This is a genomic window from Virgibacillus sp. 7505, assembly GCF_002272135.1.
Taxonomy (GTDB): domain Bacteria; phylum Bacillota; class Bacilli; order Bacillales; family Amphibacillaceae; genus Terribacillus.
Map to the genome: position 1 here is coordinate 1 of NZ_NPBF01000438.1, position 216 is coordinate 216.

1 protein-coding gene is annotated in these 216 nt (G+C 45.4%); it reads left to right on the forward strand.

The window, feature by feature from the left end:
- Positions 1-216, forward strand: a 216-nt coding sequence (locus CHH91_RS19690; protein ID WP_176465902.1) for a Gfo/Idh/MocA family oxidoreductase, incomplete at both ends; no start/stop codon positions are given.

The following is a 216-nucleotide window of genomic DNA, read 5'->3' on the forward strand; positions in this document are numbered from 1 at the left end:
ACGAGCCGCCGCGCTGCCGCAATTAAGAAAGCCATCTCAGCAGGCAAGCATATTTATTGCGAAAAACCAACGGCGACAAGCTTAGACGAAGCCCTTGAATTAGCTGAGCTTGCCAATAAAGCAGGAGTGAAGAACGGCGTTGTCCAAGATAAACTGTTTTTGCCTGGTTTGTTAAAGCTAAAACGATTGATTGACAGTCATTTCTTTGGGGACATT